This window comes from Mesorhizobium salmacidum (SeqCode), from assembly GCF_037179605.1.
Classification (GTDB): Bacteria; Pseudomonadota; Alphaproteobacteria; order Rhizobiales; family Rhizobiaceae; genus Mesorhizobium; species Mesorhizobium salmacidum.
Genome location: NZ_JAPYKS010000002.1, coordinates 249,258 through 275,827 on the forward strand (window position 1 = coordinate 249,258; position 26,570 = coordinate 275,827).

The following is a 26,570-nucleotide window of genomic DNA, read 5'->3' on the forward strand; positions in this document are numbered from 1 at the left end:
TCGCGATCGCTATTCGGCCGCCGCCGACAGATCGACCTCGTGGAATTCGCCGCGATAGGGCCTCGCCGTCGGCGGCAATTCGCGCTTGAGGTAGTAATCCTCGTATTTCAGCTGCCTGAGCAGGACCGGCCAGACCTCGCGATAGGCATGCCACATCGAGGGATTGGGCGCGGGCAGATCATGCTTGATCAGTTCGTGCAGCCTGGGCAGCGCATGATAGGGCACCATCGGGAACATGTGGTGTTCCACATGATAGTTCATGTTCCAGTAGATGAACCGGCTGATCGGGTTCATGTAGACGGTGCGCGTGTTGAGCCGATGGTCGACGACATTGTCGGCCAAGCCGATATGCTGCAGCAGGCCGGTCGTCACCATGTGCCAGGTGCCGTAGAGGCGCGGCAGACCGATCAGCACCAGCGGTATCCATGACCTCATCGCGATCGCGAGGGCGATTGTCGCCACATAGATCGCGACGTGCCAGCGGGCCGCGACCACGGCCTTATGCTGTTCCATCTCGGGGATATAGCTCTTCTCCTCCTCCGACAGCGTGCCGAATGCCTGGCGCACCAGCGTCGGCAGCGAATAGCGGAAATCGAGAATGCCGGTGAAGGCAAGCGCGGCCTTCAACAGATCCGGCGGACGCATGACGGCGATCTCGGCATCGCGGCCGACGATGATGGTGTCGGTGTGGTGGCGGGCATGGCTCCACCGCCATTGCACGGGATTGCGCATCAGCATGAAGGAGGCGATGTGATAGACGACATCGCTCATCCAGCGCGTACGGAAGGCCGTGCCATGGCCGCATTCGTGCCAGCGCGAGTCGCTCGACGAGCCGTAGAGCACGCCGTAGACGAACAGGAACGGCACCATCCACCACGAACCCCAGAACCAGACGATACCGGCGGCCGAACCGACGATCGCGACAATCCAGATGACGGTGTCGCGGATCGCCGGCCCGTCGGAACGCTGCATCAGTTCCTTCATCGCCTTGCGCGGGACGTCGGTATGGTACCATTCGGCCGAGGCAAGCCCGGTCTCGATCGCCGCCCTGGTGCTTTCGCCGACAAGGCTGTAGTCGCGCTTCTTTGCCATCGTCGTCACACTGACCTCCAACCGTCGCGCACCGCTGGCAATCCGGTCCGCCCGCCGGAGGGTTTGCTTTGGATAAATGTCGCACTCATGTCCTGCCGGCCAGTCTTGGAAAGTTTCCGGAAGGCCGAGGATAATCCTGCGCGGGCTGTCGGGCGATAGCCGCGATCCTGGCTTCGGCCGCTGCGATCTCACCGGCGCCATCGAGAACCCGGAACACCGCGTCGTACGTCCGGCTTTCGCCATGCTCCAGCCAGATCATCTCGCCGCGCTCGCGGGCGGCGAGATCACCGAGGACGTGGTGGGTCGATGGCTCTATGCCCAGCGCGTACTGGCCGGCCTGGAAATTCTGCCACTGATAGGCACACGGTAACTGGTCCTTGCGCGTCACCAGTTCGAGACCGAGCCCAAGACGGTCGTTGACGACGGCCACCGGCACCTCGCCATAGGCATCGGCAGCCATCTCATGCTGCCAGACCTGCTCGCTGAAGCTTGGTTGCGGCGCCGGCGCCGTACGATAGCCGACCCCCTGTGCCTCGTAGCGCTCGCCGGCATGGCCGGCCCAGACGACGTCGCGGATCGGTGCCAGATAGCGCGAGCCCTCATCCAGCAAGGGATGGCTGACATTGACGTGGTAGAAATACATATGCGGCGTGCGGTTGAAGCCGTGATTGACGACGCGATCGGAAAGCCGGATTTCGTTGCCGCCGACATCGGCCTCGATGCGCCTGATGAGATGCAAATCCTCGCCAAACACCGCCGATTGCTGGACGAGGCCTTCGGCCCACAGCACGCAGCGGTCGCTGTCCCAACGCTCGCCATAACCCGTAAGCCGCGCCGGGATCGTACCGACACGGCCATGCAGCGAATGGAGCACTGTCTTCCTGCCCGGATAATTGTAGTTGTCGGCCGGCACGTCCTCACGGGCCAGAATATGGTCGAGCCCACAAGTGACCAGCAGGCCGGAGAAAGAGCGCGCCCAGGCCAGCCCCCCTTCCCCTTCATACTCATGCAGAACAGGGTTGCGGAAACCACTCGGCGAATGCCAGCCGATCGCCTGCCCCCTATAGTCGCAATCGGCGATATCGAGCGCCCGGTCGACCAGCGCGGTGAAGCGCAGGCCCGAGCCGGTGCGGAACTCCAGCATGCGGATGCCGCGCTCCACACCGTCGCCGAGCGTCATCAGCCGCACGCCGGCGAATTGCGACAGCATGCCTGATCGCTCGGCCACTTGCCGGCGCGACAGCGTCTTGCCGTAAAGCTCTACCATGCGACGCCCTTCACTTTGCCCTCGCCTCCCTGAGCAAGGCCGACATGTCGGCGCCGGTGATGATGCTCTCCACGGTCAGAAGATCGGTGTCGGCGACCGTCTGTTCGGCGACGATCTCGCCCCGCCGCATGAGGACGATGCGGTCGGCGACCTGGAAGACATGGTGGATGTTGTGGGTGATGAGCAGCACCGAATGGCCGGCGTCGCGCACCTCCTTGACGAAACGCAGCACGCCGTGGGTTTCCTCGACGCCGAGATTGTTGGTCGGCTCGTCGAGGATGATGACCTTGGCTGCAAACTGCATGGCGCGCGAGATGGCGATCGACTGACGTTCGCCGCCTGACAACGTCGAGACCAGCGCGTCGGCGTCGAGTTTTTTGGAAATGCCAACGCGTTTCAGCAATTCGGAAGCGGCCTTGCGCAGCTTCGCGAGATCTAGCGGCGCGAACACGCCGAGCCAACCGAAATTGACCGGCTCGCGGCCGAGGAAAAGATTGCGCGCGATGCTGAGGTCCGGCGCCAGCGACGTATCCTGGTGGATGGTCTCGATGCCGAGGTCCATCGCATCGCGCGTCGAGCGGATCGAGACCTTCTCGGCACGCACAAAGATATCGCCCCGGTCGACAGGGAACACGCCCGAGATCGCCTTGATCAGCGTCGATTTGCCCGCGCCATTGTCGCCAAGCAGCGCCACCACCTCGCCTTCCCGCAGTGTCAGCGAGGCATTCTTCAGCGCCCGCACGCTGCCGAAGGACTTTTGCAGGTTCTGCAGCCGAAGTACTTCTTGCATCATCGTCAGCCCCTTGCGGCGTTCTTCTGCAGCAAAGCGTGCAGGATGAGCATGGCGAGGATGATAAGGCCGACAAAGATGTTGTAGGCGAGCCCCGGCACGCCGATCAGCACGATGCCGTTGCGGATGGCGCGCAGCATCAGCGCGCCGACGATTGTGCCAAGGATGGTGCCGCGTCCGCCGGTCAGCGCCGTGCCGCCGACCACCACCATGGCGATCACCTCCAGCTCATAGCCGGTGCCGGCCACGGGCGAGGCGGCCGAGATGCGGAAGGCGCTGATCATGCCGGCAAGGCCGGCCAGCACCGAGGTCGCGATGAACAGCCAGATCTTGACGGTGTCGGCGGGAACGCCGCGCGCCACCGCCGCGTTGCGATTAGAACCGATGGCGCTGATCCAGTTGCCGAGCTTGGCGTAACGCAGGATGTAGATGGCAAACAGCGACAGGCCGATGAACCACCACAGCGAGGTATAGAAGCGGAACGAACCGATGTTGAAGCTGCCGGCGAGCAGCGTCACGAAGAAGCCCGGCTGGTCCCAGGATTTCAGCGGAAAGCCTTGCGTGATGTAGAGCGCTGCCCCGCGCACGACGAGCAGCATCGACAGCGTCACCAGGAAGGAGGAGATGCCGATCTTGGTGACGATCAGCCCGTTGATCGCGCCGATCGCGATGCACAGCACGAGTCCGGCCAGAAGCGCGACGCCGATATCCATCCCGCCATTCTGCACCAGCAGCATCACCACCACTGGCGCCAGTCCAAACACCGCGCCTACCGAAAGATCGAATTCGCCTGCCGTCAAAAGCAGTGTCATGCCGAGCGCGATGATGCCGAGCTCGGGCAGGAATGCCATCATGTTGGAGATGTTGAGCGGCGACAGGAAATTGGCGTCGGCGACAGCGAACACCGCCAGCAAAATGATGAGGATGACGAAGGAGGAGAATTGCGGCGAGCGCATTAGGCGCGATCTGCCCCTCACTCTCGGCGCGTCGTCTTCTGCGGCAATTGTCATGACTGCTTGGACCATGCTTGAAAGACGCCCGCCGCCTTCGCTGCGGGCGCTTGTTTTCTCATTTCTTGTCGTAGAGTTTCAGGATCGGCTCGACGCTGGAGGCGTCGTAGAGACCGAAAGTGTGGACGTCGTAGCCGATCGGCTCGCCAGAGGCGGCAAGCCCGAGCAGCGCCACCGGCATGAAGCCTTGCGCCGACGGGTACTGCCAGGCGGCGGCGTTGACGAAGCCGTCCTTGACGGCCTGCGCCGTCTCCTTGGAATTGCCCCAGCCGACGACCGGGATCTTGCCTGCCGGCACACCGGCGCCATCGAAGACGCGCTTGACGCTAGCCGCCACGGAATCGCCGAGCGCGATGATCGCCGGCGGATTGTTGGCGACCATGTAGTCGGTCATCTTGGCGATGATGCCAGCCGGATCGGTGCCGCAGTCGACCACGTCATATTTGATCCCCAACGGATCGAAAACACTGGCGATGCCCTCGGTCTCGAGTTGCTGGTAGCTGGCGCCGGGAACCTCGACCGGCAGGAAGACCTTGTCGCCCTGCTTCACCATCTTGTGGTCCACCAGATATTTGGCCCAGGTGACGCCGGCTTCCCTGAGGTCGGCCCCGACATAGGCCTGCCGTCCTGTCGCCGGATCGTCGGTGTTGAAGAACACGATCGGGGTGCCGGCGGCCTTTGCCGCTTTCACCTCTTCGGTCCACAGGCCGGGCTGCGCCGACGTCGTGGCGATGCCGTCGGGCTTGGCGGCGAGTGCCGAGTTGAATGCCTCTTTTTGTGCCGCCATGTCGCCGCCGCTGAAGGAGATCTTGCAGGTCACCTTGAGCTGGTCGCAGGCCTTGGTCGCGCCGGCGTTCCAGTCGATCCAGAACGCATCCGACGGGCCGCCGTGCGACAAGAGATAGAAGGTCTTCTGGCCGTCCTGCGCCTGCGCCGCCGTGCCAAGGGCAACGCCGGCGAGCACTGTCGCGGCGGCCGCCAATTTCAATGCGAATTTCAACATTCTTTCCTCCCTTGTTTGAAGCCGCGCCGCCATGCGCCGGGCGGCGCGGCCGGCCATCACAGGCCGTTGGCGCGGAATTTCCCATCGAGGAATGTCTTGGCGCGCGGTACGTCGTCCTCCGACAGATGCTCGATGATCACAGGGATGTTCGGATGCTTCTCGGCCAGCCGCTGGAGATAGAGGTCGTAGTTCAGCGACCCGAGGCCGGGCGCCGGCAGTTCGATCTCGCCGACGCCGCGGAAGGTGTGGCTTTCCATCGCGTCGGCGTCGCCGATGTCGGCATGCTTCTCCGACTTGTCGTCGCCCGAGCGCTTGACGTCCTTGGCGTGCGCGATCTTGATCTTGTCGGTCAGCGTGTCGAACACCTGGTTCAGGATCTGATCCATCCGGTCGATGTTGTGGGTCTCGAAATAGTTGGTCGGGTCCATCAGCAGGCCGAGGCCGGGATGGTCGACCTGCGCGAACATCTTCACCGTCTCCTCGACCGAGCCGACGACGTTGTTGACATAGGTTTCGAGCAGGAAAACCGCGCCGTGGTCATAGGCCGTCTGGGCGAGGTCCGCGATCACCTTGCGGCACTCCTCGAACCCTTCCTCGGTCTTGTTCTTGGGGTGATGCACCCAGTCGGATTCGGTGTTGTAGGTGCCGGTTTCCGAAATCACGTAAGGCGAGCCGAACGCGCGCGCGTTGCGGATGATCTCCTTGAGATAGCCGACGCGCTTGTCGCGCTCGGCTTTGTCGGGATGGATGATGTTGGTGTAGCCCGACACGCAGCAGACCGGCAGGTTGTGGTCGCGGAAGACGTCGCGCACCTGCTTGGCCTTGTCCTTGGTGATCTGGCCGGCCGACAGGTCGACATCCCTGAAATGCAGGTCGAGCTGCACCGTGTTGAAACCGAGCCCGCGGATTTTCTTCGCCGTCTCTTCGAGACCGTACGGGAAATAGCCCGTGAAAATGCCTGCCTGCATCATGATGTGAATTCCTCCCAGTAAGCGATTCAGTTGCCAGTGATTTCAGGTGCCGGTGATTTCAGCTGCCGGTGACTTCAGCTGATTGAGTTTGTCGAGATTTCGGAGAGCTTGACGGTGCGGCCCGACGCGATCGAGCGGTAGCCCGCCTCGACCAGCGCCATGGTCTTGACGTTGTCGGCGACGGTGAGCGCCGGCGGCGTGCCGGTCTTCACGGCGTGCTGCAACTGCTCCATCACGCCGATGAAGGCATGCGGGAACCACATCGTCTCCCAGCTTGGGCTGATCCATTCGCCGCCGGTCGTCTCGGCCGAGGCGTAAGTCAGTGTCGAGGCGGCACCCGTCGGCCAACCGATCGTGCCCTTGGCGACGCCCTTGGTGCCGTCGACGCGCCAGTTGATGTGCTGATCGTCCTTGTAGCCGTCCTGGCGCGGACCCGACCATACGTCCTCCAGCGACACGGCAAGCACGCCGGATGGGAAGCGCAAGGTCGAGATGGTGATGCCGTCGGAATGGTCGAATCTTGTGCGCGGATCCTTGCGCGTCAGCGTCGTGATCTCGTCGGGATCACCGAACAGGAAGCGCAGCACGTCGAGGTGATGCACGCTCATATTGGCGAGTGTCAGCCGGTCATAGCCCTGAAGGAAGGTCTGCCAGTGCGGGATGGCATGCATGTCGATCTGTGCGAAGACGATGTCGCCCAGCGCGCCGCTGTCGATGATCTGCTTCAACACGCGCATCGACTGGTCGTAGCGCATGTTCTGGTTGACCGAGAGGATCTTGCCGGCCTTCGCCGCCTCGTCGCGCAGCCTGACGGCTTCCTCAACCGACAGCGCCAATGGCTTCTGTGCCAGGATCCCTTTGATGTGGCTCTGCTTCAGCGCATGGCGGATCAGCGCCGGCTGCTGGTCGGGCGGAAAGGCGAGGTCAATGATCTCGACGTTTGCGTCCTCGATCAGCTGTTCGGGCGTATCGTGGACGGTCGAGATGCTCCAACGGTCGGCGACCTTTTGCGCATTCGCCTTGGTGCGCGAGGCGATCGCCACCACCGGGAATCCCGCCTCCTTGTAGGCAGCCAAATGGCATTCGCCCATGATCATGCCGGCGCCGACGCAGCCGATCCGATATTCCTTCGTGCGGACCTTCACGTCCGGCTCGAAGCCCTTGTCTGTCATGCCTTCCTCCCGAAATCCTGTCCTCGCGGCCGCATTCATCTTGCCAACGCGCCTCCGCCCTGTCCGAAATAATGCACCCGTGTCGGCTCGCAGGATATCGCCACCATCGCGTCAGGCCTGATGTCAGGCTGGCCGCGCAGCAAGGCCTTCAGCCGCGCCTGCCCGGCGGCGAGCGTCACCACGGTGTAGCCGCCAAGCGGCTCGACCTCGAACACCCGCGCCGGGCGGCCCGAGCCGCCATCCGCCCACGGCTTGACCCTGATATCTTCCGGCCTGAGTCCGATCTCGACGGCATCGGCGGGAGCCGTCTTGTCGGCAATGCGGATCAAGCCTTCGGCGGCTTCGACACTGCCCTCGCCACGAACGGATTTGAGGATGTTCATGACAGGCGAACCGAGCAGCCGCGCCACATAGGTGCTGGCCGGGCGGTCATAGATCTCGACCGGCGCGCCGATCTGCCTGATACGGCCATTGTCCAGGATAGCGATGCGGTCGGCGATCGACATCGCCTCCTCCTGGTCGTGGGTGACATAGATCAGCGTCTTGCCGAGATCGCGCTGGATGCGCTTCAACTCGACGCGCGTTTCCTCGCGCAGTCGCGCATCGAGCGCCGAGATCGGATCGTCCATCAGATAGGCATTGGGATCGCGCACCAGCGCACGCGCGATCGCCACGCGCTGCCGCTCGCCGCCCGAAAGCTGCGCCGGCGGCTTGTGCAGGATATGGCTGATATGCAGCTTGGCCGCGACGTCAGCGACGCGTTTCTTGATATCGAGCTCGGCGACCCCGCGCTCGACCAGCGGGAAGCGGACATTGTCGAGCGCGCTCATATGCGGGAACAGCGCCAGGTTCTGGAACACCATGGCGACATTGCGCTCGGCCGGCGACACCGCGTTGACCGGCTTGCCGCCGATCAGGATTTCGCCGGCGTCCGGCGTTTCCAGCCCGAGCACCAGGCGCAGGATTGTCGACTTGCCCGACAGCGGCGGCCCGAAGAAGCAGAAGAACTCGTTGTCGTTGACGGTAAACGAGGCGTCATCGACGGCAAGCGTCGTGCCGTAGCGTTTGGTGACATTGCGGAAGACGATATCGGCCATGGTTCAGCCCGCCCTCATCGCTACGCCGCTGGCGGCGTCGAAGACGCGCACCGATGACGCCGCGGGTGCGACGACCGCGGTCTGCCCGATCGACAACCCGACATCATTGTCGAACACCGCTTTCACGGCGCCCTCGCCCTGGCCGAGATGAACGATGGTGCGCGCGCCGATGCGCTCGACGAAGGTGACATGCATGGCCAGCCCGCGCCCGTCTTGCGCCAGGGTCACCTCTTCCGGCCGGAAGCCGTAGAGAACCTCGCCGCGTGCGCCGCGCAAGCTGGCCGCCAGCTCGTCCGGCAGCGGCGGCGTGACACCCAGAGGCCCGAGATCGACGACCAGACCCCGGTCACTCTCCGCCGGCCTGCCCTTGAGCAGATTCATGCCCGGCGCGCCGATGAAACGGGCGACGAAGACATTGGCCGGATTGTTGTAGACCTCGAGCGGCGTGCCGACCTGCTGCAGCACGCCGTGGTCCATGACGGCGATGCGGTCGGCCATGGTCATGGCCTCGAGCTGGTCGTGGGTGACGTAGACCATCGTCTGCCTGAACTGGCGCTGCAGCTGTTTCAGCTCGGTGCGCATGACCGCGCGGAAGGCCGCGTCGACATTGGACAGCGGCTCGTCGAGCAGGAAGATCGCCGGCTCCATGATCGCCGACCGGCCGATCGCCACGCGCTGCAATATGTTGACCGAGAGCCGGTCGGCCCTGCGGTCGAGCAGCGGCGTCAATTGCAGCAGCTCGGCGATCGCCCCGACGCGGCGGTCGATCTCGGCCTTGGCGGCACCGCGCATCCTCGGTCCGTAGGCAAGATTCTGGCGCAGAAGGCCATGGAGACCATCCACAAGATGGGCACCAGCGTGACAGCCATCGCCGCGAGGATCGCGGCGTAGCGGAATATCTCGAAGGGGACGGAACGCTTCATCTGGCTGCTTTGCTGGTGGCGTCGGTTGCGGAGGGGAAGAACTTTCGCCCCTCCCCTCCGTCTCTGATCCAGGGAGACGGATCAGCTGATCGGATCGAGAACGGTCGGCCAAGCCTCCTTGTTGGCCCTGATGGCTTCAAGCAATTTGTCTTCGCCGATGCGCCGCACGATCTTCTTCCACTCGGCTTCCGTGTCGGCCATCGCCTGCTCCGACGTCTTGGCTTTGGTCAGCGAGGCCATGAGGTTTTCGTCCAGCGCGTTGTGGAAGGCGGTGGCGCCGGGATAGTTGATGGTTGGCACCGTGCGGGCGACCGTCTCGCGCACCACGTCCATGTGGTAGGCATGATAGGTCTGGCGCACCAGCGGATCGGAAAAGTCCGAAAGCCGGAACGGATCGAGATAGCCGCCGGGGTTGGCGCTCATCCAGGCATAGATGCGGGCCGAACCCAGCCATTGCAGCAGGAGATAGGCGACTTCCTGGTTTTTCGACTGCGACGAGACCATGCCGGTCAGTGAGAACCAGAGCACGGAGCGGCTGATCAGCTTGCCGTCGATCTCCCGGCCGGGCGGCAGCATCGAGCCGATCTTGCCGGTGACCTTGGAGTCCTTGTTGCCGGCATTGTCTAGGAATTTCGGCAGGTTGGAGAAGGCGCAGGTCATCGCCGTACCGCCCTTGGCGAAATTGCCGTATTGCTCGGGCCAGCCCCATGAAATGGCGTCCGGCGAATGATGGGCAAGCGATTCAACATATTCGTTGGTGGCGGCGATGCCGTGTTCGGAATTGATCAGCGGCTTGCCGTCGTCGCCGAACAGGAACTGGTTGGGCGAGGCCATCGATACATAGCGCTGGTACCAGTTGGTGTAGCCCCAGCCCTGGTTGCGCAGGTCGGTGGATCCGAACAGGCCCTTGTCCGGGCGCTGGAAGAAGGCAGCGATATCGCCGTGCTGCTTCCAGGTTTTCGGCGGCGCCAGATCATAGCCGTATTTGTCCTTGAAGGCCTTCTTCTCGGCTTCGTCGCCGAACAGATCGGTGCGGTAGACCCAGGTCTGGAAGTCGCCGTCCAGCGACACGCCATAGTTCGAGCCGCGATATTTGTTGAGCAGCGACACGCCCTTGGCGCCGTCGACATAGCCGGTCTTGGGATCGTCCCACTCGGGTTTATACTGGGCGACGAAATCGTCGAGCTTGGCGATACCGCCGGTCTCGGCGAGATCGCCAAGGCGGTTCCACTCGGTCGAATAGATATCGTAGGCCCCACCCTTGGTGGAGATGTCCTGCATGGTCTTGGTGAATTCCTGACCGTTCGGCAGGCCGACGATCTCGATCGGGATGCCGGTCTCCTTTTCCCAGAGCTCCTTGATCGACGGCGCGCCGGCAGGGAAAGGCTGGGTGAGCTGGCCGATCGAACCGTCCGACAGGCCAAGCACGATCTTGGCCGGCGCCTTGCCGGCGCCCTTCAGCGCCTTGGCGGCCTCGACGGCGCGACCCTCAGGCGTGTCGGGGCCGTATTGATAACGCTCGGCGCCGTCGAAGCCGGTCGGCCCACCGATCATGCCGGGCGCCAGGGCATCGGCCGCGAAGGCGCGGCCGGGACGGATGAATTGCGGTGCGATACCTGCAGCGGCTACGAATACCGCCGCCTTTCCTCCGGACGCCAGCAACCGGCGCCGCGAGATGCGGATCAGATGAGACATTGGAATTCCTCCCTCAGGCCCAATGTTTCCTCCACGAGCCCATGAGGGATATTGACGGCAGTATCCAAGGCTGTCAACATCATAAATAATCAAAATACCTCACAACATGGCAACAAGGCGGAGAAATGCGTCATACCGAAGTTCCTGCACCTCTCCAGATGCCTCGATTTGATGGGAAATGTGTTTTCCTTTCCCTGCATGATTGTACCGGGCGGCTTGATTTTAGCCCAACGGGTTGCGCATCGGCTAAGGCCGGATACATCATTTCCCATCAGAATCGCGGATGACGAGGCGGCTGACGTCATCAGGCCAGCAGCCGGCATTGCTGATCTTGATGCATTGAGGAGATGAAAGACGGTGCGTTCCACCCTGACTGACATAGCCCGGGAAGCCGGCGTCTCCGCCGCCACCGTTGACCGCGTGCTCAACAATCGGCCCGGCGTGCGGGCTCGCACGCGCGAGGTCGTGCTCGAAATGGCGCAGCGCCTCGGCTACATCGCCGAGAGCCCAAACGGAGCGTCGCTGCGACCCATTCCCGGCGAGATCATCCGGCTCGACTTCGCGCTGCCGGCGGGCACCAATTCCTTCATCAAGATGCTGCACCGCCACATCGAGGCACAGGCCCTGGCCCGCCCGGATCTCGACGTCTATATCGCCACCATAGAAGGCTTCAATCCCGACCGGCTCGCCCGCCTGCTGCAGGATCTGCGCGGCCAGACGCAAGGCGTCGGCGTCATCGCACTCGACCATCCAACGGTGCGCGAGGCGATCCGCTCGCTGTCGGCCAACGACGTCAAGGTGGTGACCATCGCCTCAGACATCCTGCATGTGCCCAGGGTCGCCTATATCGGCATCGACAACCGCGCCGCCGGGCGGCTGGCCGGCTATCTGCTCAACCGTTTCATGGGTTCTGGACGTCCCGGCAAGGTGGCGCTGTTCGCCGGCTCGCTGTCCTATCGCGGCCATGAGGAACGAGAGATGGGCTTCCGGCACATATTGACAGAGGAATCGCCCAATCTCGAGATCGTCGAGATGCGCGAAATGCTCGACGATCGCGAAAAGGCCTATTCGGAGGCGTCGGCCCTTCTGGAACGGCATCCCGACCTTGCCGCGATTTACAATGTCGGCGCCGGCAACACCGGCATCGCGCGCGCGCTCAAGGAGCGCGGCCGTGCGCAATCAATGGTTTTCCTCGGCCACGAGGCGACGGACGGCACCAAGGAACTGCTGCTCGACGGCACGCTCGACGCGGTCATCGACCAGAATCCGCGCGTCGAGGCCCGCGAGGCGCTCAACATCCTGACCCATGCGGTCAGGGGCCTACCCTATGAACTGCACCAGCCGAGGCTGCAGGTAATCTTCAAGGAGAACATCCCGGAGATTTGAGGCAAGTCTCAGATCTTGCGCACGCTCGCCCCACCGTCCTCGCGAACACCAACCGCAATGCGTTCGCCGGAACCGATACCGGCTATGTCGCACACGACCAGCGGCATGCTGATCCCGTAGAGGAACTCGGCGACTATGGCGCCGACGGCCAGGATCGGGTCCGGCCGCTCCAACAAAATACCCGCGGGCGCCGTGCCTCTGCGGATCGCCTCGGCCAAGACCGAGGATGAGGATGACGATCCCCGACCGCTTGGCATGATGAGGACCCTGCCAGCGACATTCTGGCCAAGGCCCGGATGCGAACGATCTACGATATTGCCGGTGTCGGCATCGATGCCGCCCCAGAAGCTGAGCGGCTGCGAAAACACCAAAGCCTCCCCTTCGGCGGCGCCGGTCAGCTGGAATGTCCCGGCTCTTTCAACGACCTTCACTTCAATCGGCTGCGTCATGACGCACCCCGCACGACATGGCCGGCCGCGGCGGACTGGATGCAGTCCTTCATATCGGCGAAGGCGACGGTCACACCGATATTGCCCGGCGCGTAATGCGCCCATTTGCCGGAATTGGTCATCACCACGCCGTCGAGCCGCTCGAGGATCGAGGTGACGTAGGTGCAGGTGTCGGCGACCGGGATCAGGCCGAACGCCTCCATGCCGTCGAGCAACCCTTCCTCCCGCAGCCGGCTCAGCGTCGCGCGGCCCGTGTTGACATAGATTGGAATGCCCCTGTCAGGCGCGACCGCACGCAGCAGCGGCAGCAAGCGCATCCATTCGTCATGCGAGAAATGCGGCGTGCCCAGCGACACGGCGCGGAGCGGCGCGCCATCGGGCACCATCGACAGCCTGGACAACGCATGGTCGATGTCGGCTCGGCTGATGCGGACAATCTCCTCGGGCACCGTGCCTTGAAAGGCCTCGTCGACGGTTCCGGCCTCCGGCGTGATGCCAACGGCATGGAACAGCGCCACCGCGCCAGTTGTTGCCGCCGCGGCGCCAAGCGCTTTCAGCTGATCCTCGTCACGCGGCTTCGGCAGGCCCGCGATCACCGGAACGCGGTCGCCACAGGCTTGCCCGATAATTAGTCCGACGCCGACAAACAGACTGTCGCTCGGCTCTGAACCGGCGTCGAGTTCGAACAGGATACGGCCGCGCCGGTTTTCGCTCAGATGCAGGCCCCAGGCCGGTGCGCGCCCGGTCATGGCGCAGCACAGATCGATGAAATCGCCATAGCGATTGGTGCGCGCGCCGATCACCGAATTGGCGAAGACAATGGCGTTGGATTCCCCCCAGGCGATCTGCTGGCCGAATTCAGGTCGGAAGCGGGTCTGATAAGGCGCGCAGGTGAAGGTCGCCTGGCAGCCAAGCTCCAGATGCGCCTTCATCAACCGCCGCGCCGGCACTTCTTCCGCGACGGTCATCTTCACCATGCCGGGATGGATAAGGTCGAACGAGCCGACATTCAGCGTCGTCGGGACACGCACACGGCCGCCGCCCTCGACCAGCCGTTCGACGAAATCGAGTCCTGCCTTGCCGTGGTAGAGGCAGCCATCGATATGGGCACCGGTGATGTCGAGCAGGCTGCCGGCGCCGATGGCTTTGGAAAAGGCGATGAGGATCTTCATGGCGGCGACGACGGAAGGGCCTTGCTCACTGCCGAGCATGGATTTGTCCAGCGCACTCAGTTCCAAAGTCATCGGTGTGCTCCGGACTCTACCAACCTTTGGCGGGACAGCGCCCCCCTCTGCCTGCCGGGCATCTCCCCACGAGGGGGAGATTGGCAGCTTCAGCCTTACTACACTTTTTGCAACGTGGAACATCTGTGAAACCGGCGATGACAGCCGATCTCCTCCCTCGTGGGGGAGATGTCCGGCAGGACAGAGGGGGTGCGAAGGAATGCCAACCGTCGCAGCTATAGACGCCCTGACTACCCCCGCCGCGATCAGCACCGTGCTCTCCGGTGACCACCGCAGCACCACATCCTGCCCCTCCGCCAGCCTGTCAGCGCTTCTTCCTGGTCGTGGGTGACGAAGATGGTGGTGATGCCGATCTCGCGCTGGATGCGCTTCAATTCGATCTGCATGGAAGCGCAACGCCTTGTCGAGCGCGCCGAGCGACTCGTCGAGAGCACGCGCAGCTATGTGAACTCTGTCAGCGATCGGCGCGGACGGACGCTTCACCGCAAGTGGCCCAGCATCACCCTGCGGCGAGCCAGCACTTCGAGGCAATCGCTTTGATGAAAAAGGAAAGCCCGCTCCGGGGACACCGGGCGGGCCTTGGAGGAGGATGAAAGGGTGGGACCTTCTCCTCTTGTTTCCACGGGGGTGTGGACCGCAATCACCATATGCGAGTCCCGCGGAATGCCGGATCACAAGCCGGCTTGCTTGCATCACAATCCGGTGCCCGGCGACGTGAGCGGGGTCACGCGATTGCGATTGCCGCCGTGATCGAACTGCTAAATGCGTCCCAGAACGACAAGGATGATGACGATGAGCAACACAAGTCCGAGACCGCCACCACCATAATAACCGGTTCCGTAGAACGGGCCACCGCCGAGACCGCTGAAGCCGCCGAGCAGCGCGAGGATTAGAATAATGATCAGTATCGTTCCTAGACCCATGGCCTTCCCTGCTCCTGAATGCGCGCTTTCGCGCTGTTTCAACATCGCGCCATTTCGGATGTTGCAAGGTATGAACGTTTTAGGGGGGCTGGCGTTCCGCCGGACCATTGCGGCTGCGGAACATTCAGCCCCGAAACGCAGAAAAGCCCGCCTGGACGGCGGGCTCGGACTGCTGACAACCCTGGCTTTTGCCGGGAGTCTTTGATTCACTGGGCGATGTTGAGGCGACCCGCCCCTGAACAGCCCAAAAATGGATTCGCCAACAGTGCCTTGGCGATCTTGCTCTCAGAATAGCCGATAGAACAGCCTGTAGTGCACGCGTTCCATGTAGGCGCGATACTCCGCCACGGTGGCTAACAAGGCCTCCTCGCGCAAGATGCGGTAAAGCTGGAGATAGGTAATTACCGCATAGACCGCGAGATTGTGGAAGGAAAAGGCCGACAGGAGGTAGAGCACATGGCCGGCGAGGTAACCGGCATAGATCGGATGCCGCACCAGCCGATAGGCACCGCCCGTCATCACACCGCGATTGGCGGGCAGGATCGCAAAAGAGCGCCCCAGCGAGATCTTACCCCAGATAACGAACAACAGTGCGATGAACTGCAACGGCGCGGCGACATAAAGGGGGATGAGTGCAATGCCTGGTTGGAGGGTGATCAACGCAACGCCAAAACTGGCTGACACCGAAACGATGACCGTCAGCGGATTCCAGTCACGCGTCACCGGACGCCGCGACAGAAGCAGCCAGGTGAAGGTGAGTATCTCGGAAATCGCCACCAGCGCGGCATTGAGCCGGGTCGGATCCTCGATAAGCTGATAGACGCCGCGATAGACGAACAGCCCCGCGCACATCAAGGCGCAGACACGAAAGAAACCTTCGCGCAGGTCGAGCAGAATCTCGCGCTTGCGCGCCGCGGACAAAAACCGGTTATCTGCTGCAGGCGAAAGTGTGTCGCTTTTTAACATGAGCAAGGCAAGCATCCCGATGATCCCTCGGGGCGACCCTCGCACGCAACCATTGCCGAGCCGTTAACCGAGAAGATCAGATCGGCATCAAACCGGATCGAAGGTGAGGGCCGCACCCGGGGTTTGTCGGGGTCGCAACCTTGGCGACATCCCGGCGTCCAGCATCGGACGATCCTTTCGCGGTTTCCGCATTGATGCCTATCTGAGGTACACATTGCTGAAATATTTCGCAAAATCGGGACGTTGCGCGACGATCTTGCCATCGGCGTCGTGCAGAATGCCGGCAGCAAGGAGATAGGAGCCAATCGCTTCCATCTTGGCCGGATCCATGATGCCGATGGTACCGTCTTGCCCGTGCAGATAGTGCCCCTCGATCAGTGTCTTCAGCGAGGCGTGGATCAGCGCCGGATTGCTCAGGGCATCCTTGTTGGCGGCGATCAGCAGCGTGGCGGCTTCCCCTGGATGATCGACCGCGAACTGATAACCTCGCCGCGTTGCCTGGATGAAGGATGACGCCAGGTCGGGATTTGCCTGGAGATAGGCTTCGCTCGAAGAGATAAGCGTCGTGTGCTCGTCGGGGACGCCATAGTCGGCGTAGACGAAGCTGCGCTGCTTGACGCCCTTGAGTTCGGCTTCGACGCCCTCCCAGGTCGACACTTCGAGCGTGAAGTCGACCGAGCCGTTGGCCAGCGCCTCGTAGGCGGAAGTGCCGAGCGTCACCGTCTCGAAATCGCCCTTGCCGCCATCATGCCGGATGATGGTTGAAATCAGTGCGTTCTCCCAGGCACTGCCGAAGCCGCCATAGGTCAGGCCATCCAGATCCTTCGGACTTTTGATCTCGCTGCGCGCCGCATTGAACACCAGCCGGCCTGTCTCGGACTGCACGACGGCATAGACACCCTTCAAGTCGGCCCCAGCGGTCCTCTGGGTGAACAGGCTGATGGTGCCGTTGATGCCGAAATCGGCGACGCGGTTGGCGACAAGCGTACCGGCACCGGTATCGCTATAGGGCAGGATGTGGACCTCGAGGCCGGCCTCGCGATAAAAGCCCTTGTCGCGGGCGACGAACAGCCCGATGTGGTTGGTGTTGACCGTCCAGTCGAGCGCGACGGTAACCTTCCGCGTTGCCGCGAAGGAGCGGCTCGATCCGGTGATCAGCGGTACGCTGCCGGCAAGGGAGAGCAGCAGAGCTTGCCTGCGCGTCAAGTCAGTCATGGTCATGTCCTTTGGATGGCTGGAGGTTGAGCAAAATATCGAGGATTTCGGCCTCGAGTGCCCCGGCCTGCCGTGTGGCGGTGCTGGTCGGATCACGCGGGCGCGGCAGTGGCACCTTGATTTCGCGCACGACATGGGCCGGCCGCGCCGACAGCACATAGATGCGGTCGGACAGGAACACGGCTTCGCGCACATCATGGGTGATCAGCATCGCCGTCCAGCGATGATGCCGCCACATCTGTTCGAGCCAGCGCTGCATGGCCGCCCGGGTCAGTGCATCGAGCGCGCCGAACGGCTCGTCGAGCAGCAACATGTCGCGTTCCTGCACGACAGTGCGCAGCAGCGCCGCGCGCTGGCGCATGCCGCCCGAAAGCTGCGCTGGAAAATGCCGCTCGAAGCCGGCAAGCCCGAACTCGGCAAACAGCGGCGCGACGCGCGTCCGCGCCTCTTTGCGGCTGACGCCTTGCACCTCGAGCCCCAGCGTCGTGTTGTCGAGGATGCACCGCCACGGCATCAGCGCGTCGCGCTGCGGCATGAAGGCGAAATGCCTGCCGTGATCGTCGAGCGGCGCGCCGTCGAAGAACATCTCACCCTGGCCATGCTCGGCGCCGGTCAAAAGCTGGAACAGCGTCGACTTGCCGGCACCCGAAGGCCCAAGGATCGAGACGAATTCGCCGGCATCCACGCGCAGTGAAATGTCGGCGAGCACTTCGAGCCCGCCAAAGACCTTGCGCATATGCCGCAATTCGAGCCGGCTCATGCTTGCGGGCCTTTTCCGGCGGCTTGCCTGCCAGCGGCTTGTTCCCAGGGCATGGCCAGACGCTGCAGCAGCGCCGTCAGCCCGAACAGGACGAGGGTGAGCGCGGCGCTGACGCCGACGGCGGCGAGCACCAGGTCGGGACGGAAATTGTTCTTGGCGTTGAGCATGTAGATGCCCAGCCCTTTGGCCGCGCCCGCATATTCGGCGAAGATGGCGCCGACGACGGCGTAGGTGATGGAGATCTTGAGGCCCGCGAAGAAATACGGCAGCGCCGAAGGCAACCGTGCCAGCATGAAGACCCGCCAGCGCCCTGCTCCCATGGCGCGCAGCATCTGGCCAATCTCGACCTCGGTCGCCTCGTAGCCCTGTACGAGGGCCACCAGCATCGGGAAGAAGGTGACCAGCGCCACCAGCATGATCTTGGGCGTCAGCCCGAAACCGAACCAAAGCACCACCAATGGCGCGATGGCGACCAGCGGCAAAGTCTGGCTGACGATAAACACGGGAAACAGCGCGCGCCGCAAAGGCTGGAAGAAGTCGACCAGCATCGACAGCGCGAAGGCGGCGCTGAGCGAACAGGCAAAACCGATCAGCGTGGCGCGGATGGTGGGAATGGCATTGTCGAGCAGCGCGTCACGATTGAGCATCGTCTGTTCGAAGACGCGCGAGGGCGCCGGCAGAACCGTCGGCTTGATGCCGGAATGGTTTGCGTAGAGTTCCCAAGCCACGAGCACCAGACCGATCGTTATCACGGCCGGCGCTGCCTGGGCGAAGAAGCCCGCGAGTTGACGCGAGTTGAATGACGATGAAACCACGAGAAGATAACCTTGACGGCGCGCGCTTCGGCGCGAGCGGTTCAAACGGCAGTGGGACTGTTGGCCGAAACCGTGACGTCGAGGGTTACGTGGCCGGCGCCTGGCCCGAAGCGGCAGAACGCTTCATCGAGCGCCGAGAAGATCGCGCCGGCATCGCCGCGCAGCTTGGTGCAGAAACTCTTGGAGCGATCGTAGACGCCGGACTGCTTCAGGAAATCGATGCAGCCATAGATCTCGTCCATGTGGTCGTCCGTGCCCATCACATAGAGCGAGAACTGCGCCGCCGCTGGCTGGCCAGTGGCGGGCGCGCCGCGCACGGCGGTGATGGCCGCTTGCTTGCGTGGTCCGAGTGGCCCGGCGGGTCCGCCGAACGTGTCGGAGCGGCAGATTGGATCGTCCGGCTCCCCTGGACAGCCACGCGAAATGGTGGCCGACAGCACGCAATGCTTGCCGCTGCCGGACGCAGCCACGAAAAGGTCGCGCAGCGCCGGGAACAACACCTCGGGGGGCCCGACCAGCAGGGTCGAGATGTCGTCGGTCTCGATCCTGAGCTTGTCGCGGTACGGCTCGAGCGCGCCGAGCGCGCCCAGGATGACGCCGACAAAATCGTCGGCCATTGGATATAGGGAAACCTGTGCACCTGAAAACATCGCCCGCCTCGCTCCGCTGGTATTACCCAGATCAGCTTCTAGGGTCTGTGGGCTTGCCGCCCCCGTCTCAGCCCCGACCGTACGGAGCACCCCTGTGGATGGCGGCGTTAAAGCACCATTCGTTCGGTTGGGGAAGCTGTTTTTTCAGCAAGCTGCGCCAAAAGCATTGCGCCAGCGCAGACGCAACCGGGTGCCGCCGGCTCGGAAATTTGTCTGGAACCTTCGCAATGCCGAGGGTTGTCCCCACCAGACGCAATCGCAGGAAAAGTGTGAGGCGGTTTCTGGCAGTGCGTCAAAACAAAGAGATAGAGCGGTCAGTTGCTTCCGCGAAGCCCGTGAATCGCTCTGGCGACGAATTCATAGAAATGGAGACAAACCATGCTTATGAAAATCCTCGCGGCTTCGGCCTTCACCATTGCCTTTGCAACATCCGCCATGGCGCAAAGCAATAGCGCAACCCGCGCGGATCGGCCCGGCGGCAGCGTCAAGTCGGTCACTGTAGACCCAGCTACCCCGGCTTCGCCTAATACAATCGATCCGGGCGCAACCAACAGCACGACCATCGCGCCGGGTGACATGAATTCCAACGCGGACCAGAATTGCCCGAACAATCCGCAGGGCGCGCAGACGGATGCCAATGGCAATGCGACCGCGCCGACCGTTAACGACAGCAACTGCGGGAAATAATTTTCGCAGCATGGAAATCGCGGACTGAGGTTCCGCGATTTCCATGCGCATCGATTTCAGTGTCCGCCACGACCGGCCGGCGGCACCCCTCGCGCCGATTCGAACTGTCAACCGCCGGACGGTGGTTAACAGCCGCTATTGATATGGTCTTGTGGCAACCAGCGGGAGCTTCTGCCCGCCGCCAAAAAAATCTTATGAAACTGCCTTTTCGCGAACCGGCAGTTTCCAGCCTGGCCTGATGAAATGGCAGGTGTAGCCGCTGGGATATTTCTCCAGATAATCCTGGTGCTCGGGCTCGGCCTCCCAGAACGCACCGACCGGCGCGAGCTCGGTGACAACCTTGCCGGGCCACAGGCCGGAGGCATCGACATCGGCGATGGTGTCCTCCGCCACACGCTTCTGCTCCTCGCTGGTGTAGTAGATTGCCGAGCGATAGCTCATGCCGACATCGTTGCCTTGGCGGTTGCGCGTCGTCGGATCGTGGATCTGGAAGAAGAATTCCAGAAGCTGGCGGAAGCCGATTTTCGCCGGATCGAAGGTGATCTCGATGGCTTCGGCATGCGTGCCATGATTGCGATAGGTGGCGTTCGGCACGTCGCCGCCGCTGTAGCCGACACGGGTGGCGAGGACGCCCGGGAAGCGCCGGATCAGATCCTGCATGCCCCAGAAGCAGCCACCGGCAAGCACTGCACGTTCGCTCGAAGTCGCCATGTAACGTCTCCTCAAAAGGCAATCCCAGGAAAAGTGTAGCGGCTTTCCCGGGGAATTGCGCGACAACAAATTTGGATATTCCCATAAATGGGCATTGTCGCCTGGTTCGTCCAGTCAGACGAGCGGCCATTCGGTCATACCGATGGAAGGCGCCCCCTAACGAACCGGCGCATGACACTGCCCGCCTTAGACGCGCGGATGCCGGGTCCGGCTGCTGGCGGCACCCGGCAGATATCGCGTACCAGGCGGAATGGCGGCAAAACTGATCGCCACCGGAGGCGCCTCGCGCGACCAGTTGAAAAGAACCGTCTTGACCGGGATGTTGTCCAACCATGCCCGCAACTGTGGCGGCACGCCATGACCACGCCAAATCATCAGCATGCCATGGTCGCGCAACCGCTGCCTCGTGATCCAGGGTGCGAACCGCATATCGAGGTCGGTGAAGATCGACGGCTTGTCATAGGCATTGAGGCCCGCCAGCATGGCAAGATTGGTGTCGCCACCGACGATGTCGAGCTGGCCGGGCGCCGCCGCGTGCCAGATTGCCTCGGCCTCGTCCGAGATCGGCTGCGCCGGCCAGCAGACGGCGTCCATGCGCCCGCGCACATTGCAGTCCGTCCAGCGGATTGCCGCATAGGCGCCCGACATGGTGACGATGCAGATGAAGGCGCAGATCGCCAGCTTTCGCATCTCGACGGCGCCGAGCCGGTGACCGAGAAAGGCCAACGCTACGATGCCGACAAGATTGTACATCGGCGCGCCCCAGGCCTCGCCGGCGCCGGTGAACAGCGAGGCCACCATGACCAGCGCCGCGGGCCCAAGCCCCATCCATAGGAGATAGACGAGCGTGCCGCGCTCGACCGTCTCTTGCGGGGCTGGTGAGCGCCGCAAGAGCCCTGATAGCGCCAACACCAGGAGAAAGCCGCAAAACCCGGCGATCTGGACGCCGATATAGTAGAGCCGCGCACGGTGCTCGCTCACCCACGCATCGCGGTCGGCGAAATAGGTCAACGGCAGGAAATCGATGCGGTAGAGTGCGATGGCCAGCGGCGCGGCGACCACGAGAAAAACGGCCAGGCCAAGCCATGGCCAGGGTGTCGCGAGCCGGCTGCGCGCGCGCGGCTCGTACAGCAGCCAGAGAGCGCCGAAGGCGAGCAGCAGGCCGGTAGAGAACTTGGCGTAGAGCCCGACGCCGGACACCAGTCCGAGCGCCAGCCACCAGCCTGGCCCGTCGCCGCGGCCGGCGCGCCACAACAGCCAGCAGATCGCGGCCCAGAACGGCATCTGCGCATAGTCGTGATTGAATTGCGGCGTCGGCCAACCGAAGAAATATATCGATGGCATCAAAAGCACGGCAGCCAGCGCGCGGCGTTGTCCGAGCATGTCGCGGGCCAGCAGATAGACCAGGACGAAGGTGGCCGAAATCGTCAGCTGAGCGAGCAGATATTGCGGCCAGCGGAACGATCCGGTCAGAAGATGGCTGGTCTCGAGCAGCCAGCCGGGCAGTTGCGGATGCTTGTAGGTTAAAAGCACCCATTCGCGGCCCCACATGAAGCCTTCCACGACATCACCGGGCGGTGCGGGATTTATGAGTGTTGGCACCACCGTCCAGCACAGGGTCTGCGCCAGGCACAAAAGCGCCAGCAAACCCCAGGGGTGCTGAAGCAGGGCGGACCAGACCGACGACGAGTCCAGTTCCACGGCAGGCAGCCCTGCCGGCATCCAACGATCGATGGAGTCGTCAATTCCCGCCATGCGGCGCTTAGACCACATCGCCTGGTTTGCCGAACAGCCCCAAACATCAAAGCTTACAAAAAAGTATACTTGCAGGTCATTGCAAGACCAAGATTGAGCGGGATCTACGGTCTCTCACACCCGTCGCCGGGCAGAACAGCCCGCACACTGATCCCACTTGAACATCCCGGATACTCGATGCGTCACCAGCATGCCGTCATCCACCACCGCGCGCTCGACTTCTGGCTGGCGCGCGCGGCGGTCCTCGTCATCATCTGCCTGCAGCTTCTGGTCATCAACGATCTTTCGTTCGGCCCCCGCTGGCTGGCGCCGGCGCTGGAGGCCGCGCTGCTCGTACCCCTGTCCGTAGCCACCGCCTGGACGCAGGTCGCCACCCAGAAAGCGGTCGAGGAGGAGCACTGGTATCTGGTTGGCCGGTTTCGCGTGATGATCCGCAGGACGGCCCTGGTGATGACCGGCCTCGTCAGCGTCATGAATTGCGGCTCGCTGGCGCTTCTGGTGCGCGCCTTGCTGGCCGGCCATGCGGGCTCCAGCGGCCAGACGCTGCTGGTCGACGCGCTCAACATCTGGGTCACCAACGTGATCGTCTTTGCCTTGTGGTTCTGGAGCACCGACCGGGGCGGGCCGCCGACCTGCGGCCTCGTCACACGCGCCCATGCCGATTTCCTGTTTCCGCAAATGACCCTGAGCGACCGCGAAATCCGCGACTGGCTGCCGGGCTTCGTCGACTATTTCTTCCTCGCCTTCACCAATGCGACCGCGTTTTCGCCAACCGACACATTGCCGCTCTCCCAACGCGCCAAGCTGCTGATGATGGCCGAGGCGATGATCTCGCTGCTGACGATCGCGCTGGTCGCGGCCCGCGCCGTGAACATCCTGGCCTAAGTGTGAGCTTTCGGGAGGTTGTCCATTCGGACCGGACCGAGGAGACTGGAGTTACCAGGCTTCAGTACACATCGGAGGGTCCGAATGAACATCCACAAGAATGCCCGTCTGACGCCGCTGCGTCGAGAGGAGATGGCGCTGTCGATTATTGAAGGCCGTCTTTCCAAAGCCGATGCGGCGCGGAGATATGGTGTGTCAGCGAAGATCGTGGCGCGTTGGGTCGAGCGCTACAAGGCGGAGGGACGGGCTGGCATGGTCGACCGCTCATCCCGGCCCCATGCCATGCCGGGCATGACCGAACAGGCGGTGGCCGAGCGCATCGTGGCATTGCGCCGAAGGCGGCTGACCGGCAAGCACATCGCCATGGAGGTGGGTGTGTCGTCCGCCACTGTCAGTCGGGTGCTGAAGCGCGCCGGGTTGTCGCGGCTGAAGGACATTGAACCTGCCGAACCGATCCGGCGCTACGAGCGCGAGCACCCCGGCGAGATGATCCACATCGACATCAAGAAGCTCGGCCGCTTCAGCCAGGTCGGGCACCGCATCACCGGTGATCCGCAAAAGGACAAATCGCGCGGCGCCGGCTGGGAGTTCGTCCATGTCTGCATCGACGACGCCTCTCGCATCGCCTTCTCGCAAATCCGGCCCGACGAGAAGAAGGAAAGCGCCGTCGCCTTCCTCAAGGCGGCGGTCGCCTATTATGCAAGCCTCGGCGTCACCGTAACGCGCGTCATGACCGACAACGGCTCCTGCTACAGATCAAAGGCTTTCGCTTGCCGCGATCTCGGCCTCAAGCATGTCAGGACCAAGCCCTATACCCCCAAGACTAACGGCAAGGCCGAGCGGTTCATCCAGACCGCACTCAGGGAGTGGGCATATGCCGTGGCTTATGCGAACTCCGACCATCGCGCCGCCGAGTTGCCCATATGGCTGCATCGGTACAATTGGCACCGTCCGCACGGAAGCCTAAAGTCCAAACCGCCAATCAGTCGCCTGGGCCTGACCAAGGACAACGTGTTGAGGCTCCACACCTAAGGCACGTCACCCAAGCCCACCGGGCACCGGGAGAACGGCAGGCATGAAGACGAAGACCTGAGCGCGCGGCGCCTCGACCATTCAAACGCGCCTTGGGCAGGAGCCACAAATGCAAAAAGCCCGCCCCGGCGCGAGCCGAGGCGGGCTTTGGCTCGACCGAGCCGCGGATTCTCAACGCCGGGCAAGGCCCGGGATCATCCCTCCCCCGCTGGCCTGAACTTCCGCACGATCACCTCGAACAATATATCCGAGATCCACATGGCGCAGACGCCGATGAGGAAAGCCGCCGCCAGCGTTGTCGTGTCGTCACTGGCCAGCGGCAGCCCGGTGGCGCGGGCATACTGGACCACGGGCAGCGTCAGATAGGCCGCGGCGAGCGCGCCGCAGATTGGCGATGCCACCATCTCGCGCAGCTTGTAGCGATGACGCGACAAAGCCCGCAGGACGCCGCCGGCAAGACCGGCGGCAACCACCGGCCCCTTGATGCCGAGCAGGTCGAACAGATCGTGCATCATTTCACCGCCCTCGCAACGAGAAACCCGAAGATCGATCCAGCGCTGAAAATGGTCACGCCGCCAAGCAGCAGGACCGAGCCCATCGGAAGGAAGATGACGGTCATGGCTTCCATCCGCACAGTCTTTCGCCCTTGCGGTTGTGCGCCAGCAACGCCTTGACCTCGGCATCCGACAGCGCGTCGATCGCGGCCACCGACAGGCGCAGCGGGCTCGACACCGCGCAAAATCCGCCCTTGGCGGTGGTACAGCCAACCAGCGCGGCCACGACGCAGGCGAGCATCAATCCCTTGCCCGTGATTTGAGCTCCTTTCGGGCGGTGGCGGCGGGCAGCGCACCGATGTCGTTCTGGACCTGGTCGGCAACCTCGCGCGCCTCGGCTTCGGTGGCGGCCTGTCGGACGCGCTCCGCTCGTTCGCCGGCCAGCCGCTGACGAACTCCCCAGCCGAATGCCGCCAGTATCGCGGCACCAACGCCCAGAATGGTCGGATTGATGAGCAGGAGATTAAGCAGCGTGTTCATCGGTTTGGCTCGTCCTTCACCAGGTAGCCGACGGCAAAGACTGCGATCGGCAGAAGCGTCGCCCATGTCTCGGCGTCGTACCAGGAAGGCCAGACATTGCGCACGAAGACGCCGGAAACAGAGATGGCCGCGGCAGCGATCGTGGCAGCCGTCAGCTTGTTGGTTGGACGGATAGTCGGCTGGGTGACGGCGGCCATGGTCAAAACATCCCTTCAAGGGCGATAGCGATATGGCGCCAGGCGGCGAGGACGACGATCAGGCAGGCGGCGATGATCCCACCTGTCTTCGCGGCCATCGGCATGCCGGAACTGTCAGGCGCCGGCGCATTGCCCTCGGGCATCGCGGCCTTGGGCGGAGCCGCTTCCGGCGGCGGCTTTGCGGGCAGCGCGGACACAACCGCCGGCGCCGACATCAGCAAGGCCTGCGATCGCACCGACTTGACCCGGTCCGACCAGCCGCGCCCGAATGTCGCCCATGTCGGCAAGCGTTGCAGGAACGCCAGCCGCGCATCGCAGAGCTGGTCGATCACGACGCCGGCCGGTTTTGCCCTGGCCGCGGCGAGCGTGGCTGGCCCGATGCGGCCATCCTGGGAGACGCCCAGGGTTGCCTGCAGGTATTTGGCCGCCCTGCCCGGGCCGCTGTTCACGGCGAAATCGAAGACAGCATAGTCGACGCCATCGGGCAGTTCCGCGCCGGCCACGGCATCCCAGTAGAAGCGGCGGTAAACCGTGGCCACCTGGTCATCCCCGATCTTGCGCAGATCGGCCTTGCTGGCGTCGGCTTTCACATAGCGACGGAAGTTGGCGAGTGTGACGCCCTTCATCGTGGCGCCGCCCGGATCGGCCGGATTGTCCGACCAGCCGCCCTCGGATTTCAAGACGAGCGCAAGCGCCCGCGCGAAGTTGCGGTCCATGGGGATTTCCTTTTATGGTCAAGAGATGCAGTTCACAGTGGACGGCGTGGCCGTGAAGCGAACCGATGTTCAGGCCGGGACCTTTGATAAGGCAGCGGCAACGCTTGGCCGGTCAAGGCTGGGCC

29 protein-coding genes, 2 pseudogenes and 1 riboswitch are annotated in these 26,570 nt (G+C 63.2%); of the genes and pseudogenes, 5 read left to right on the forward strand and 26 right to left on the reverse strand.

Translation table 11 applies throughout. The features are described from left to right. Positions 1–9: 9 nt before the first annotated feature. From O7A60_RS03775 to O7A60_RS03820, 10 genes and pseudogenes are all read right to left on the reverse strand, one after another. The gene (locus O7A60_RS03775) at positions 10–1,092 is read right to left on the reverse strand and encodes a fatty acid desaturase family protein (RefSeq protein ID WP_337105200.1); all 1,083 of its coding nucleotides are present in this window, start codon (positions 1,090–1,092) and stop codon (positions 10–12) included. 85 nt (positions 1,093–1,177) lie between these two features. Next, positions 1,178–2,359 (reverse strand): aldose 1-epimerase family protein, encoded by a 1,182-nt coding sequence (locus tag O7A60_RS03780; protein ID WP_337105080.1) that lies wholly within the window; start codon positions 2,357–2,359, stop codon positions 1,178–1,180. Between the two features lie 10 nt (positions 2,360–2,369). Next, the gene (locus O7A60_RS03785; RefSeq protein ID WP_337105081.1) at positions 2,370–3,152 is read right to left on the reverse strand and encodes an ATP-binding cassette domain-containing protein; all 783 of its coding nucleotides are present in this window, start codon (positions 3,150–3,152) and stop codon (positions 2,370–2,372) included. Positions 3,153–3,154: 2 nt separating this feature from the next. Continuing rightward, entirely contained in the window at positions 3,155–4,174 is a 1,020-nt protein-coding gene (locus tag O7A60_RS03790) for an ABC transporter permease (protein ID WP_337105082.1), read from the reverse strand. A gap of 43 nt (positions 4,175–4,217) precedes the next feature. Continuing rightward, on the reverse strand, positions 4,218–5,162 hold the full coding sequence (locus O7A60_RS03795; RefSeq protein ID WP_337105083.1) for a sugar ABC transporter substrate-binding protein: 945 nt from the start codon (positions 5,160–5,162) through the stop codon (positions 4,218–4,220). A gap of 56 nt (positions 5,163–5,218) precedes the next feature. Beyond that, complete coding sequence (locus tag O7A60_RS03800) at positions 5,219–6,133, reverse strand: sugar phosphate isomerase/epimerase family protein (RefSeq protein ID WP_337105084.1); 915 nt, start codon at positions 6,131–6,133, stop codon at positions 5,219–5,221. 74 nt (positions 6,134–6,207) lie between these two features. Beyond that, positions 6,208–7,305, reverse strand: a complete 1,098-nt coding sequence (locus tag O7A60_RS03805) for a Gfo/Idh/MocA family protein (protein ID WP_337105085.1) — start codon at positions 7,303–7,305, stop codon at positions 6,208–6,210. 35 nt (positions 7,306–7,340) lie between these two features. Then, entirely contained in the window at positions 7,341–8,402 is a 1,062-nt protein-coding gene (locus O7A60_RS03810; RefSeq protein WP_337105086.1) for an ABC transporter ATP-binding protein, read from the reverse strand. 3 nt (positions 8,403–8,405) lie between these two features. Next, a pseudogene (locus tag O7A60_RS03815) lies at positions 8,406–9,233 on the reverse strand (ABC transporter ATP-binding protein); the annotation flags it as partial. Between the two features lie 173 nt (positions 9,234–9,406). Next, positions 9,407–11,020, reverse strand: coding sequence for an extracellular solute-binding protein (locus O7A60_RS03820; RefSeq protein ID WP_337105087.1), 1,614 nt, complete (start codon positions 11,018–11,020; stop codon positions 9,407–9,409). A gap of 51 nt (positions 11,021–11,071) precedes the next feature. On the opposite strand from O7A60_RS03820, the gene O7A60_RS03825 reads away from it, so the two are divergent. Both O7A60_RS03825 and O7A60_RS03830 read left to right on the forward strand, forming a co-directional pair. Then, positions 11,072–11,371, forward strand: a complete 300-nt coding sequence (locus O7A60_RS03825; protein ID WP_337105088.1) for a hypothetical protein — start codon at positions 11,072–11,074, stop codon at positions 11,369–11,371. A gap of 6 nt (positions 11,372–11,377) precedes the next feature. After that, positions 11,378–12,406, forward strand: coding sequence for a LacI family DNA-binding transcriptional regulator (locus O7A60_RS03830; RefSeq protein ID WP_337105089.1), 1,029 nt, complete (start codon positions 11,378–11,380; stop codon positions 12,404–12,406). 8 nt (positions 12,407–12,414) lie between these two features. On the opposite strand, the gene O7A60_RS03835 is transcribed toward O7A60_RS03830, so the two are convergent. From O7A60_RS03835 to O7A60_RS03875, 9 genes and pseudogenes are all read right to left on the reverse strand, one after another. Continuing rightward, positions 12,415–12,855 (reverse strand): aconitase X swivel domain-containing protein, encoded by a 441-nt coding sequence (locus O7A60_RS03835; protein WP_337105090.1) that lies wholly within the window; start codon positions 12,853–12,855, stop codon positions 12,415–12,417. Beyond that, a complete protein-coding gene (locus tag O7A60_RS03840; RefSeq protein ID WP_337105091.1) occupies positions 12,852–14,099 on the reverse strand; it encodes an aconitase X in 1,248 nt (415 codons plus the stop codon). The genes O7A60_RS03835 and O7A60_RS03840 overlap by 4 nt, the downstream gene beginning before the upstream one ends. 302 nt (positions 14,100–14,401) lie before the next feature. Then, positions 14,402–14,528: pseudogene (locus tag O7A60_RS03845) on the reverse strand (spermidine/putrescine ABC transporter ATP-binding protein); the annotation flags it as partial. Between the two features lie 329 nt (positions 14,529–14,857). After that, on the reverse strand, positions 14,858–15,022 hold the full coding sequence (locus O7A60_RS03850) for a DUF3309 family protein (RefSeq protein WP_023768317.1): 165 nt from the start codon (positions 15,020–15,022) through the stop codon (positions 14,858–14,860). A gap of 285 nt (positions 15,023–15,307) precedes the next feature. After that, positions 15,308–15,943, reverse strand: coding sequence for a methyltransferase family protein (locus tag O7A60_RS03855; RefSeq protein WP_337105092.1), 636 nt, complete (start codon positions 15,941–15,943; stop codon positions 15,308–15,310). 243 nt (positions 15,944–16,186) lie between these two features. Beyond that, a complete protein-coding gene (locus O7A60_RS03860; RefSeq protein ID WP_337105093.1) occupies positions 16,187–17,203 on the reverse strand; it encodes an ABC transporter substrate-binding protein in 1,017 nt (338 codons plus the stop codon). Next, positions 17,196–17,963: an ABC transporter ATP-binding protein gene (locus O7A60_RS03865; RefSeq protein WP_337105094.1), complete on the reverse strand. Its 768-nt coding sequence runs from the start codon at positions 17,961–17,963 to the stop codon at positions 17,196–17,198. The genes O7A60_RS03860 and O7A60_RS03865 overlap by 8 nt, the downstream gene beginning before the upstream one ends. Beyond that, entirely contained in the window at positions 17,960–18,715 is a 756-nt protein-coding gene (locus tag O7A60_RS03870) for an ABC transporter permease (RefSeq protein WP_415926797.1), read from the reverse strand. Before O7A60_RS03870 ends, O7A60_RS03865 begins: the two co-directional genes overlap by 4 nt. Positions 18,716–18,819: 104 nt before the next feature. Further along, on the reverse strand, positions 18,820–19,428 hold the full coding sequence (locus O7A60_RS03875; protein ID WP_337105096.1) for a YkoF family thiamine/hydroxymethylpyrimidine-binding protein: 609 nt from the start codon (positions 19,426–19,428) through the stop codon (positions 18,820–18,822). Then, positions 19,419–19,532, reverse strand: a riboswitch (TPP riboswitch). Its footprint overlaps the gene before it by 10 nt. Positions 19,533–19,806: 274 nt before the next feature. On the opposite strand from O7A60_RS03875, the gene O7A60_RS03880 reads away from it, so the two are divergent. Then, positions 19,807–20,115, forward strand: a complete 309-nt coding sequence (locus O7A60_RS03880) for a hypothetical protein (protein ID WP_337105097.1) — start codon at positions 19,807–19,809, stop codon at positions 20,113–20,115. Positions 20,116–20,307: 192 nt separating this feature from the next. On the opposite strand, the gene msrA is transcribed toward O7A60_RS03880, so the two are convergent. Both msrA and O7A60_RS03890 read right to left on the reverse strand, forming a co-directional pair. After that, positions 20,308–20,826: a peptide-methionine (S)-S-oxide reductase MsrA gene (gene msrA, locus O7A60_RS03885; protein ID WP_337105098.1), complete on the reverse strand. Its 519-nt coding sequence runs from the start codon at positions 20,824–20,826 to the stop codon at positions 20,308–20,310. Positions 20,827–21,012: 186 nt separating this feature from the next. Further along, the gene (locus O7A60_RS03890; protein WP_337105099.1) at positions 21,013–22,527 is read right to left on the reverse strand and encodes a glycosyltransferase family 39 protein; all 1,515 of its coding nucleotides are present in this window, start codon (positions 22,525–22,527) and stop codon (positions 21,013–21,015) included. 231 nt (positions 22,528–22,758) lie between these two features. Here O7A60_RS03890 and O7A60_RS03895 point away from each other — a divergent pair, with 231 nt between their 5' ends. After that, the gene (locus O7A60_RS03895; RefSeq protein WP_140510677.1) at positions 22,759–23,466 is read left to right on the forward strand and encodes a hypothetical protein; all 708 of its coding nucleotides are present in this window, start codon (positions 22,759–22,761) and stop codon (positions 23,464–23,466) included. 84 nt (positions 23,467–23,550) lie between these two features. Next, positions 23,551–24,498: an IS481 family transposase gene (locus tag O7A60_RS03900; protein ID WP_337105101.1), complete on the forward strand. Its 948-nt coding sequence runs from the start codon at positions 23,551–23,553 to the stop codon at positions 24,496–24,498. 194 nt (positions 24,499–24,692) lie between these two features. Here the strand turns inward: O7A60_RS03900 and O7A60_RS03905 are convergent, their stop codons facing one another. From O7A60_RS03905 to O7A60_RS03925, 5 genes are all read right to left on the reverse strand, one after another. After that, positions 24,693–25,010: a hypothetical protein gene (locus O7A60_RS03905; RefSeq protein WP_337105201.1), complete on the reverse strand. Its 318-nt coding sequence runs from the start codon at positions 25,008–25,010 to the stop codon at positions 24,693–24,695. A gap of 103 nt (positions 25,011–25,113) precedes the next feature. Further along, on the reverse strand, positions 25,114–25,293 hold the full coding sequence (locus O7A60_RS03910) for a hypothetical protein (protein WP_337105102.1): 180 nt from the start codon (positions 25,291–25,293) through the stop codon (positions 25,114–25,116). Then, positions 25,293–25,532 (reverse strand): ABC transporter permease, encoded by a 240-nt coding sequence (locus tag O7A60_RS03915; protein ID WP_337105103.1) that lies wholly within the window; start codon positions 25,530–25,532, stop codon positions 25,293–25,295. Before O7A60_RS03915 ends, O7A60_RS03910 begins: the two co-directional genes overlap by 1 nt. Further along, positions 25,529–25,729: a hypothetical protein gene (locus tag O7A60_RS03920; protein WP_337105104.1), complete on the reverse strand. Its 201-nt coding sequence runs from the start codon at positions 25,727–25,729 to the stop codon at positions 25,529–25,531. The genes O7A60_RS03915 and O7A60_RS03920 overlap by 4 nt, the downstream gene beginning before the upstream one ends. A 2-nt stretch (positions 25,730–25,731) precedes the next feature. Next, positions 25,732–26,445, reverse strand: coding sequence for a glycoside hydrolase family 108 protein (locus tag O7A60_RS03925; RefSeq protein ID WP_337105105.1), 714 nt, complete (start codon positions 26,443–26,445; stop codon positions 25,732–25,734). Positions 26,446–26,570: the final 125 nt, after the last annotated feature.

Coding starts and splice junctions, on each gene's coding strand:
- O7A60_RS03860 (WP_337105093.1), bottom strand. CDS start 17,203: ATGACTGACTTGACGCGCAGGCAAGCTCTGCTGCTCTCCCTTGCCGGC.
- O7A60_RS03910 (WP_337105102.1), bottom strand. CDS start 25,293: ATGCTCGCCTGCGTCGTGGCCGCGCTGGTTGGCTGTACCACCGCCAAG.
- O7A60_RS03875 (WP_337105096.1), bottom strand. CDS start 19,428: ATGTTTTCAGGTGCACAGGTTTCCCTATATCCAATGGCCGACGATTTT.
- O7A60_RS03925 (WP_337105105.1), bottom strand. CDS start 26,445: ATGGACCGCAACTTCGCGCGGGCGCTTGCGCTCGTCTTGAAATCCGAG.
- O7A60_RS03820 (WP_337105087.1), bottom strand. CDS start 11,020: ATGTCTCATCTGATCCGCATCTCGCGGCGCCGGTTGCTGGCGTCCGGA.
- O7A60_RS03905 (WP_337105201.1), bottom strand. CDS start 25,010: ATGCACGATCTGTTCGACCTGCTCGGCATCAAGGGGCCGGTGGTTGCC.
- O7A60_RS03895 (WP_140510677.1), top strand. CDS start 22,759: ATGCGTCACCAGCATGCCGTCATCCACCACCGCGCGCTCGACTTCTGG.
- O7A60_RS03865 (WP_337105094.1), bottom strand. CDS start 17,963: ATGAGCCGGCTCGAATTGCGGCATATGCGCAAGGTCTTTGGCGGGCTC.
- O7A60_RS03795 (WP_337105083.1), bottom strand. CDS start 5,162: ATGTTGAAATTCGCATTGAAATTGGCGGCCGCCGCGACAGTGCTCGCC.
- msrA (WP_337105098.1), bottom strand. CDS start 20,826: ATGGCGACTTCGAGCGAACGTGCAGTGCTTGCCGGTGGCTGCTTCTGG.
- O7A60_RS03900 (WP_337105101.1), top strand. CDS start 23,551: ATGAACATCCACAAGAATGCCCGTCTGACGCCGCTGCGTCGAGAGGAG.
- O7A60_RS03805 (WP_337105085.1), bottom strand. CDS start 7,305: ATGACAGACAAGGGCTTCGAGCCGGACGTGAAGGTCCGCACGAAGGAA.
- O7A60_RS03810 (WP_337105086.1), bottom strand. CDS start 8,402: ATGGCCGATATCGTCTTCCGCAATGTCACCAAACGCTACGGCACGACG.
- O7A60_RS03920 (WP_337105104.1), bottom strand. CDS start 25,729: ATGGCCGCCGTCACCCAGCCGACTATCCGTCCAACCAACAAGCTGACG.
- O7A60_RS03785 (WP_337105081.1), bottom strand. CDS start 3,152: ATGATGCAAGAAGTACTTCGGCTGCAGAACCTGCAAAAGTCCTTCGGC.
- O7A60_RS03850 (WP_023768317.1), bottom strand. CDS start 15,022: ATGGGTCTAGGAACGATACTGATCATTATTCTAATCCTCGCGCTGCTC.
- O7A60_RS03780 (WP_337105080.1), bottom strand. CDS start 2,359: ATGGTAGAGCTTTACGGCAAGACGCTGTCGCGCCGGCAAGTGGCCGAG.
- O7A60_RS03840 (WP_337105091.1), bottom strand. CDS start 14,099: ATGACTTTGGAACTGAGTGCGCTGGACAAATCCATGCTCGGCAGTGAG.
- O7A60_RS03790 (WP_337105082.1), bottom strand. CDS start 4,174: ATGGTCCAAGCAGTCATGACAATTGCCGCAGAAGACGACGCGCCGAGA.
- O7A60_RS03915 (WP_337105103.1), bottom strand. CDS start 25,532: ATGAACACGCTGCTTAATCTCCTGCTCATCAATCCGACCATTCTGGGC.
- O7A60_RS03880 (WP_337105097.1), top strand. CDS start 19,807: ATGCTTATGAAAATCCTCGCGGCTTCGGCCTTCACCATTGCCTTTGCA.
- O7A60_RS03835 (WP_337105090.1), bottom strand. CDS start 12,855: ATGACGCAGCCGATTGAAGTGAAGGTCGTTGAAAGAGCCGGGACATTC.
- O7A60_RS03775 (WP_337105200.1), bottom strand. CDS start 1,092: ATGGCAAAGAAGCGCGACTACAGCCTTGTCGGCGAAAGCACCAGGGCG.
- O7A60_RS03800 (WP_337105084.1), bottom strand. CDS start 6,133: ATGATGCAGGCAGGCATTTTCACGGGCTATTTCCCGTACGGTCTCGAA.